The sequence below is a fragment of the Catenulispora pinistramenti genome (assembly GCF_018274385.1).
Lineage (GTDB): Bacteria > Actinomycetota > Actinomycetes > Streptomycetales > Catenulisporaceae > Catenulispora > Catenulispora pinistramenti.
This window is the reverse complement of sequence record NZ_JAAFYZ010000134.1, coordinates 19,506-28,991: the sequence shown is the minus strand read 5'-3', so window position 1 is coordinate 28,991 and position 9,486 is coordinate 19,506. Positions and strand designations below refer to the sequence as shown.

Genomic DNA, 9,486 nt, shown 5'->3' with positions numbered 1-9,486 from the left:
CCACACACGGCTATTCGTCGGCACCGTCAGATGTTTATAAGAGACAACACCACACCACACCACACCACACCCCCTCACCCAGCGAAAGCGCCGCCCGCCCCGAAAGCCAGCCGAGCGAACCGCTCCCCGATCACCCGATACCCGGTCGGCGACGGGTGCAGCCCCTCAGCCAGGTACTCGTCCGCCTCGTCGAGCGCCACCAGCGCCAGGCCGTCCAGGTAGTGGATGTTCGGGTCCTGCTTCGCGCGCTGCGTCACGATCCGGTGCAGCTCGCGGCGTACCGTCTGGAGCGTCAGGGCGCCGGTCGCCGCGGTCGCCGGGTCGCCGGTCGCGTACAGGACGTCGTCGCGCCAGAGTGTGGGGCCGGGGGTCTGTTCCAGGGCCGGGCAGGCGATCGGGGAGACGACCAGGAGGGGGGTGTCGGGGTGGCCTTCGCGGATGGTGTCGAGGAAGCCGTGGATGGTGGGGATGAGGCTGCGCAGGACGAAGGCGGCCTTGGCGGTGAAGTTGATGCCCAGCTTCAGGCTGATCAGGTCGGCGGGCGTGTCGCGGATCGAGCGCGCGACGAAGGGGTCCAGGTAGCAGTTCCCTGACAGGCCCACGTTCACGGGGTCCACGCCGGCCGCGCGCGCCGCGATCACCGGCCACACGCCCAGCGGCGAGTCGGCCTCGTTGCACTGGCTGATCGAGCTGCCGTGGTGCAGCCAGGTGCGGTGACCGGTCGGCGCGGGCGGTTCGACCTCGGCGTCCGCCCGCAGCGCCACCAGCTCGGTCTTCACCCACTGCGGCAGCCAGATCTCGACATCCTTGACGCCGGGCGGCAGCCCCTCGAAGCGCACCGTGGACGGCCGGCCCGGCACGCGGCCGCGCTCGGCCATCGTGTCGTCCAGCAGGATCACGGTGCCGACCGGAGCCCGCCGCGGCTCGCCGGGGACGCCGTCCAGCGTGATGTCGAACAGCCCCGCGTCGTCGGGGTGCGGCTCGTTCTCGGCCATCATCGGGACGGTGGTCAGCACGTCCAGCTCCAGCGTCGTGGCCGCGCTGCGGAACGCCAGCCGCACCCCGGAACCGGAGGTGGCCTGCCGTTCCATCGACGCGTCGGACTGCGCGATCGTCCACTCCGGCAGCCGGCGCGGCAGCACCCCGGCCTCGGTGGCGACCAGCTCCAGGGCTCCGCGGATCGCGACCGGGCCGTCGGTGAGCGGCACGGGCCGCAGCGCATCTGTCATGCCGTCGAAGGTAGCAGCGAAGATCAAGTGAGGGCACGGGACCCGGCCCGGTCGGAGGGCGGCGGCGCCCGACGGCCGAAAACGGGGGCCAGCCCTACCCCGAAACGGGTGTCAGCTCTCTGACCTGGCAGGCCCGCATTCGGCGAGGGTAGAGCCATGCGAAAGACGTCAGCTCTCCTCGCGGTCGCGACCGCCGCCGCCAGCACCGCCGCCATCATCGCCGTGCCGGCCGCCGCGAACGCCGCGGCCCCGCCGAGCGCCACGACCACCGGCCCGACCGCCGCCGCCACCCCCGCCGTCACCACCCCGACCGTCGCCGTCCCGGACTTCGACTACCGCGACTGCCCGCAGCTCCCGCCCGGCGTGGATCCGGCCAAGTGGCGCTGCGAAGTCCTGGTCGCCGAGGGCACCGCCACCATCGGCGGCGCCACCCTCCCCTTCGACTTCACCGCCGTCACCCACGCCGAGGGCCCCCTGCCCGACGGCACCCCCGGCCAGGTCTTCGGCGGCTTCCGCGCCGCGAGCCTGCCGGTCCCGGGCCGCCAGTCCGGCGACGGCCACGGCCCGAAGCTGTGGATGCGGCCGCGGCTGACCGCCGTCCCGGACTTCTACAGCCAGTCCGGCGCGATGAGCCTCACCTTCCAGCTCACCGGCCCGCGCTTGGCGCGAGACTGCTCGATCGGCACCACAGCGGCGCCGGTCCAGGTCGCGGCCGGACGCGTGCCGGGCACCACGCAGTGGATTTCGCAGGACCCGCCGGTCATCACCTTCCAGGTCCTGGACCAGACGCTCGCGGTGCCGGAGGTGAGCGGCTGTGGCCGGGAGGCCGAGGGGCTGAACCGGCGCTTCGGCCTGCCCTCGCCCTCCGGCGCGAACCGGCTGAGCGGTACCGCCTTCTACTCCTTCAAGAGCTACACACAGCTCTGAAAGCCCTCACCATGCCTCAAGGCCCCAAGGCCCCAAGCACTCAAGCCCTCAGCCCAGCTCCAGCGTGGTCATCCCGAACACCTTGCCGTGATCGACGTCGCGCACCGGCCCGGTATACATCCGGGCCACCTCGAACGACGGCTCCAGCCCCAGCGCGCCGACCATCGCCAGCGCCTCGCGGTTGGTCTCGGGGACGTCGATGACGATCCGGCCGCCGGAACCGGTCGCGCTATCACCTCCGGTGCCGCGTCCAGCGCTCCGCCCGAACCCACGATCCCCGGCGGCCCCGGCCACCAGCGCGTCCAGAATCACCTCGGCGTACACCCGCGAGTCGGCGAAGAGCGGCCCGACCCGATGGCCGTCATGAGCCGCCCGCAGCACGCCGTACCCGACCAGCCGGCCGTCCACCACCAGCGCCCTGCCGACATGCCCCGGCGCCGCGAACCACTCGCGCAGGAACACCGGACGCGGCGCCGGGAAGCACAGCGCGTCGTAGTCGGCGACCTCGCCGAAGCCGGCCTCGGCCAGCGGAACCGCCGCGGCCGGGCCGGAGCCGTCGGACGTCAGCTCCCCGACGAACCGCACCGTGCGGTGCGCGTCGCTGAAGCCCGACTTCCGGTAGCTGTCCTGCTGCGCCGGCACACCGTCGAGCCCGACCGTCCGCGCCCCGGCCCGCGGCAGCGCCGCCTGCCACGTCGCCAGACCGTGGCCGCGCCCCCGGAACTCCGGCTTCACCAAGTACAGCCCCAGGAACGAGAACGCGTCCCCGTAGTTCACCACGGACACCGCCGACACCGGCTCCCCGCCGATCCGCCCGACGAAGAACCCCTCCGGATCCTGTGCGAGGAAGCAGGGTCCGTCGTGGTCTCCGGGGTTCCATCCCTCGTCCGCGCACCAGCCCCGGATGATGGGCCAGTCGGCGAGGGACGCGCGCGTGATCCGCAGGCTGTCCGTCATGCGCTACATCTTGGCCTGCCCCGGCCCCGGCACCGCGACCGACACGCGGGTCCCGGCAGGTCACCTCGGATGCCATGATGAGGCCATGACCAACCCGTGGAACACCCTCGTCACCCGCATGGGCCGCCAGAAATGGTTCGCGAGCACCTTCCAGCGGGTGGCCCCGCACGCGGACCGCTTCCTCGGCAAGGCGACCGGCGGCCGGGTGTTTCTGCTCACCGGCACCGGGATCCCGACACTGTTGCTCACCACGACCGGCCGCAAGTCGGGCCGGCAGCGCACGGTCCCGCTGCTGTACTCGCGGTACGAGGGCGCGCTGCTGGTGGTCGGCTCGAACTGGGGCCAGCAGCATCCCCCGGCGTGGGCGCTGAACCTGCTGGCGGACCCGGAGGCGACGGTCTCGGTCCACGGCAAGTCCGGTCCGGTCCGCGCCCGGATCGTCGAGGGCGAGGAGCGCGAGCTGGTCTGGAACTCGCTCCTGACGAAGAACTGGCCCGGCTACGAGAACTACGCCGAACGCGCCGGCCGGCACATCAACATCTTCGCACTGGAGCCGGTGAAGAACCCCGCGAAGAACGCCGTAAAGGACTCTGGGAAGAAGACGAAGGCGACCGGATGACCGTCCGGACGCTCTCCGACCGGGACCTCAACCGGGCCCTGCTCGACCGCCAGCTGCTGCTCCGGCGTTCCCCGATGGACGCCGCCGAAGCCGTGGAGCATCTGGTCGGTCTGCAGACGCAGATCCCGCCGAACCACTACGTGGCGCTGTGGTCGCGACTGGAAGCCTTCGACGCACAGCGGTTCTCGCAGCGTTTCGAGGACCGGGAGTTCGTCCGCATCAGCCTTCAGCGTTCGACGATCCACACGGTGACCGCGCGCGACTGCCGACCGCTGCGACAGCTCCTCCAGCCGGTACAGGACCGGAACCTAAAGGGTGCCTTCGGGAAACGTCTACAGGGCGTCGACCTGAAGGAGTTGGCCGAGCGGGCACGGGTGTTGGCGGAAGAGGAACCGCGCACCTTCAACGAGCTCGGCGTGCTCCTCGCCGAGTCCTACCCCGGCCACGACGTCCAGGCGCTCGGCGTCGCGGCCCGCAACAACCTCGCGCTGGTTCAGGTGACACCGCGCGGGTTGTGGCTCCAAGGCGGTCTACCGAAGCACACCACTGCGGAACACTGGTTGGGAAACGCTAAAGCGGTTCCCGCTATGGAAGCCGAGGAGTTAGTCCTGCGTTACCTCAAGGCGTTCGGACCGGCTTCGGTCATGGACGCCCAGAATTGGAGCGGACTGACCCGGCTACGCGAGGTGTTCGAGAAGCTGCGCCCGAACCTGGTGCTCTTCCAGAGCGAATCCGGAACCGAACTGTTCGACCTCCCGGACGCACCGCGTCCTGGGGAAGACGTACCAGTCCCAGCACGCTTCCTGCCGGACTACGACAACGTCTTCATCGGCCACAAGGACCGCGCACGCATCAACGACGCCCGGATCCCGAAAGAGAAGGTCTTCGCGGGCAACACGCCGATCTCGCCGTTCACCGTGGACGGCTTCATCCGCGGCTCCTGGAAGGTCGAGACAGACAAGAAGCGCACTACCGCGACCCTGAATCTCACTCCCATGGTGCCCACCACCAAGACCCAGCGCGCGGACCTGGCAGCCGAGGGAGCCAGATTGCTGGAATTCCTGGCGCCCGGCGCGGATCATGATCTGCGATGGCTTGAGGACACGAACGGTTGAACCTTATGAGAGCCCGGACAAGTGTGTGCGCGGCGGCGTCCGCGGTACTGATGCTCATCGCGGCCGGCTGCGGCAGCTCTTCGTCGAGCCCGAACTCGGCGTCGGCGGCGTCGTCCGGCGCCTCGGCGGGTAGCAGCGGCGGCAACGCGTCCGGCTCGCCATCCGCGCCGGGCGCTACGCCGTCGCAACCGTCCCAACCATCGTCCCCGTCATCGGCTTCGCCGACCCCGTCCCCCACTCCCGGCGTCGACCCCGGAACGCTGCCTCAGACCAAGGTCATGCCCACCGCCACCGACCCGCAGTTCACGGCCGGCGTCAACGCCCTGTGGCAGGGCATCGTGGACGACGACCCGGCGGAGGCCATGCCATTCTTCTTCCCGAAGAGCGCCTACCTCCAGGTGAAGGCGCTGTCCGATGCCGGGTCGGACTACGAGAACCGGCTCATCGGCTTCTACAAGCTCGACATCCACGCCGCGCACCAACTGCTCGGCTCCGGGGCCAAGGACGCGAAGCTGGTCGGCGTGAGCGTGCCGGCCAAGGCCGCGGAGTGGATCCGGCCGGGCGTGGAAGAGAACAAACTGTCGTACTACCGCGTCTACGGCTCCCGCCTGACCTACACCGAGAACGGCCGGACCAAGTCCTTCGGGCTGTTCTCCCTGATCTCCTGGCGCGGGCAGTGGTACGTGGTCCACTTCGGCCCCAATCCGCGGCCTAAGCCGATCGGCGTCGTCTACCAGCCACAGGGATAGCCACCCCGTGACACTCACCTGACTCCGGCGCCCCGCGTTCAACAGGCGGCCCGGCTGCTCCTGTGACAGCTTTGAATAATGCGATCACCATCGCTGCTGTCGGGCTGGCCGGACCGCGAGCGGCGCGTGCTCGGCGCCCTGGCCGTCGCGCTCGTGGTGATCCTGGCGGTGTTCTTCGCGTTCCCGGGCCTGCGCAGCGCCGCGTGGTTCGCGCTGGCCGGGTGGATGACGGCGACGATGGCCGTGGGGATCCGGGCCCGCCGGCCGCCCTACGCGCACGCCTGGTACCTGCTGGCGGCCGCCGGCGGCCTGCTGACCGCGTCCAACCACTCCGACTTCGCCTACGCCCGGCACGGCCTGCCGGACTTCGCCGACTGGCTCGGGCTGGCCGGCTACCCGCTGGCGCTGCTGGGCCTGCGGCTGGTGATGAAGCACCGGATGGTCGGCCGGGACTCGGCCGGGACGCTGGACGCGCTGATCGTGGTGTTCGCCGGCGCCTACGCGGCCTGGGTCTACCTGATCGTGCCGTACTACCAGGAGGGCGGGGAGCCCTGGGACTACCGGCTGATCGCCATCCTGGACCCGCTCGGCGACCTGCTGCTGCTGGGCATGCTGCTGCGGCTGGTCATCTCCCCCGGGGCCCGCAACCTCGCGTTGTGGCTGCTCAGCGCCGGTGCGCTGGCCCAGACCGGGGCCGACATCGTGGAGTCGGTGCTGCGGCTGAACTCCTCCAACTGGTTCGGCACGCACGCCGGCAACGCGGTGCTGGAGTTCGCCTGGCTGATGTTCGCGGCCTGCTGGGTCGCGGCCGCGCTGGTGCCGTCCGCACACGACCTGACCAGGCCGGTGCGGGAGACGGCCCGGGACGCGCTGCCGACCGCCTGGTCCCGGCCGCCCCGGATCGGACCGCTGGTGCTGGCCGCGCTGGTGACGCCGGGCATCAACGCGGTGCAACTGGCCCGGGGCGATCTGTCGACCGGCTGGGCCGGGCCGGTGATCGGGCTCGGGGTGTACCTGATGGTCCTGGCCCGGGTCGCGGTGATGGTGCGCTCGCACCGGCAGGCGCTGGCCCGGGAGTCGATCCTGCTGGGGGCCAGCGAGGGGCTGGGGGTGGCCGCCGGAAGCGGCCAGGTGGCCGCGGCGCTGGCCGAGGGGGCCGCGGGCCTGTTCGCCGGGCGCGGGGCGGCGCACGTGGTGATGGTGGCCGTGGACAGCCCGGAGGGGGTGCGGGTGGCCGTGGCCGGGGCGGTGGACGGCGGGGCCGAGAACGTACGGGCCACCGTGCCGCCGGCGCTGGCGGAGCCGGAGGCCTCGCGCTGGCGCAAGACCCTCACCTCGGTCTGCTCTTCCGCCGCCGTCTACGCCGCGGCCCAGGACGAGGCCTACCGGGCGGGGGCGCCGCCGGACGGCGTGCAGCGGCACGAGCACTTCCACCCGACCAACGTCGTGCACACCTCCGACCTGCCGCCCCCGCTGGCCGCCCGGCTGGGGCCGCAGGAGCACGCCGGGGTCGTGCCGCTGGACGGCACGGCCGGCGTACTGGTCGTGGCGGCGGCCGAGGAGGATCTGGCGGTGCTCGGCGGGGCGCTGGAGATCCTGGCGCGGCAGGCTTCGGCGGCGCTGGAGCGGATCGCGCTGAGCCAGGAGATCACCCGGCGGGACAGCGAGGCGTACTTCCGGGCGCTGGTGCAGAACACGTCGGACACGATCCTGATCGTCGACCCGGAACTGCGGGTGCGGTACGTCTCGCCGTCGGCGGCCGGCCTGTTCGGCGACCGGCCGCTGCGCGAACGGCCGCTGACCGAGGTGGTGGGCAAGGTCTACGCCGCCGAGGTCGCGGTGCGGGCCGCCGAGCCCACGCCGCAGCCGCCGGTGCGCCGGGACTGGGAGATCTACGCCGACGGCGGCGCACCGCACGAGGTCGAGGCCACGATCGCCGACCTGCGCGCCGAACCGACGGTCGGCGGGTTCGTGCTGTCGCTGCACGATGTGACCACTGCCCGCGGGCTGGAGCGCACGCTGCAACGGCACGCCTACCGGGACCCGCTCACCGACCTGCCGAACCGGCTGGCGTTCATCCGCGGGCTGGAGGACGCCGTGGAGCTGGCCTCGCCGACGGTGGCGGTCACGGTGATGCTGCTGGACCTGGACCGGTTCCGGGAGATCAACGACTTCCACGGCCGGGAGGCCGGAGACGAGGTGCTGCGGGACGTGGCCGAGCGGATCCGGTCCCGGCTCGGGCCCGGGGACGTGCTGGCCCGCACCGGCGGCGACGAGTTCGCGGTGCTGGCCGTGCGGCGGGCCGCCGAGGCGCCGCGGCTGCCGACCGGGATGCCGGGCGAGGACAAGCCGTTCTACGTCGGGCCGATCGCCGTCACCACCTCCGGCGCGGTCGCCACCTGCACCAGCGGCGCGACCGGCGCCTCGCTGCTGGCCGACGCCGAGATGACGCTGCACGCGGCCAAGGGCTCGGGCCCGAACAGCTGGCGCGGCTATGACCCCCGGCTGCGCGCGGAGCTGGCGCGCGCCGCCGCCCGCCGCTCCGGCCTGGACCGGGCGCTGGCCGAGGGCTCGTTCGAGCTCTACTACCAGCCGATCGTCTGGCTCGACGACGGCGACATCGGCGGCTTCGAGGCCCTGGTGCGCTGGCCGCAGCCGGACGGCACGATCATCATGCCGGACGACTTCATCCCGCTGGCCGAGGCCACCGGCCAGATCCTGCCGCTGGGCCGCTGGATCCTGCGCACGGCGACCGAGCAGGCGGCGCGCTGGAACGAGGCGCGGCTGGCCGCGGGGGTGGCGCCGGTGAAGATCTCGGTGAACGTCTCCGCCCACCAACTGCGCGACCCGGGCTTCCCCGACGAGGTCGGCAAGGCCCTGACCGACGCCGGGCTGGACCCGGCGTTCCTGATGGTGGAGGCGACCGAGAGCGCGCTGATCGACCGGGCCGGACAGGCGCTGGCCAACCTCAGGACCCTGACACAGCACGGCGTGGGCGTCTCGCTGGACGACTTCGGCACCGGCTACTCCTCGCTGTCCTACCTGCGGGACCTGCCGGTCAGCGCACTGAAGATCGACAAGGCCTTCGTGGACGGCGTCCCGGCCGAACCCCGCCAGACCGCGCTGGTGAAGGGCATCATCGGTATCGCGAAATCGCTGACGCTGATGGTGGTCGCCGAGGGCGTGGAGACCCGCGAGCAGCGGCGGGCGTTGCAGAACATGGGCGCGGACCTGGGGCAGGGGTATCTGTACGCGCGGCCGATGCCGGTCCGGGAGGCCTCGGAGCTGATGCGCGCGGGACGGGTGAAGCTGCCGCGGGAGGCGAAGACGGGGGCTGATTCTGCCGAGGCTGGAGCTGAGGCGGCGGGAGTCGGGGACGGCGACGCCTGGGACGACGGTGCCGAGAGCCGCGATGCCTGGGACGACGGTGCCGAGAGCGGCGATGCCGGGCCGGAGGCAGGCAAGTGAGCGCCGAGCGGCCGCCGGAGAATGGTCCTCCGGTGCGGAAACGGCGGCGGGTGGCGCCGGAGCAGCCGACTTCGCCGGAGGATGGTGCCGGACCGGGCTCGCAGCGGCAAGCGCGCGGCACCGGCGAGCCCGCATCGCAGCACCCAGATTCCGGCCCCGGTCGCCCTGCCGAACAGTCACCTCGCGCCTCACAGTACCCAGATTCCGGCCCCGGTCGCCCTGCCGAACAGCCACCTCGCGCCTCACAGCGCCCGGACTCCGGCCCCGATCGCCCTGCCGAGCAGCCGTCCCGCCGCGCCGCAACCGACCAGCCACCACCACCCAGCGCCACCGCCCGCACCCGCCAACGCCACGCCGCAGGCCTCTTCTCCCAAGACCCCGCTACCTCGGCCCCGCGCCTGCGTCGCCTGCGCCGGGCTCGC

The 9,486-nt window shown here is 72.2% G+C and carries 7 protein-coding genes; 5 read left to right on the top strand and 2 right to left on the bottom strand.

Features of this window, described 5'->3' with window-relative positions; all coding sequences use genetic code 11:
- Positions 1–74: 74 nt before the first annotated feature.
- Complete coding sequence (locus KGQ19_RS31080; RefSeq protein ID WP_212015700.1) at positions 75–1,229, bottom strand: GDSL-type esterase/lipase family protein; 1,155 nt, start codon at positions 1,227–1,229, stop codon at positions 75–77.
- Positions 1,230–1,385: 156 nt separating this feature from the next.
- On the opposite strand from KGQ19_RS31080, the gene KGQ19_RS31075 reads away from it, so the two are divergent.
- Positions 1,386–2,156 (top strand): hypothetical protein, encoded by a 771-nt coding sequence (locus KGQ19_RS31075; protein ID WP_212015698.1) that lies wholly within the window; start codon positions 1,386–1,388, stop codon positions 2,154–2,156.
- Between the two features lie 48 nt (positions 2,157–2,204).
- On the opposite strand, the gene KGQ19_RS31070 is transcribed toward KGQ19_RS31075, so the two are convergent.
- Entirely contained in the window at positions 2,205–3,113 is a 909-nt protein-coding gene (locus KGQ19_RS31070; protein WP_212015696.1) for a GNAT family N-acetyltransferase, read from the bottom strand.
- Between KGQ19_RS31070 and KGQ19_RS31065 the strand changes: the two genes are divergently transcribed.
- The 4 genes from KGQ19_RS31065 (at position 3,112) to KGQ19_RS31050 (ending at position 9,064) form a co-directional block, all read left to right on the top strand.
- On the top strand, positions 3,112–3,732 hold the full coding sequence (locus KGQ19_RS31065; protein WP_230419720.1) for a nitroreductase family deazaflavin-dependent oxidoreductase: 621 nt from the start codon (positions 3,112–3,114) through the stop codon (positions 3,730–3,732). The two genes, KGQ19_RS31070 and KGQ19_RS31065, sit on opposite strands and share 2 nt — an antisense overlap.
- Positions 3,729–4,847 (top strand): winged helix DNA-binding domain-containing protein, encoded by a 1,119-nt coding sequence (locus KGQ19_RS31060; RefSeq protein ID WP_212015694.1) that lies wholly within the window; start codon positions 3,729–3,731, stop codon positions 4,845–4,847. The genes KGQ19_RS31065 and KGQ19_RS31060 overlap by 4 nt, the downstream gene beginning before the upstream one ends.
- Before the next feature lie 278 nt (positions 4,848–5,125).
- The gene (locus KGQ19_RS31055; protein ID WP_212015692.1) at positions 5,126–5,596 is read left to right on the top strand and encodes a hypothetical protein; all 471 of its coding nucleotides are present in this window, start codon (positions 5,126–5,128) and stop codon (positions 5,594–5,596) included.
- Positions 5,597–5,674: 78 nt separating this feature from the next.
- Entirely contained in the window at positions 5,675–9,064 is a 3,390-nt protein-coding gene (locus KGQ19_RS31050; RefSeq protein ID WP_212015690.1) for a putative bifunctional diguanylate cyclase/phosphodiesterase, read from the top strand.
- Positions 9,065–9,486 lie beyond the last annotated feature (422 nt).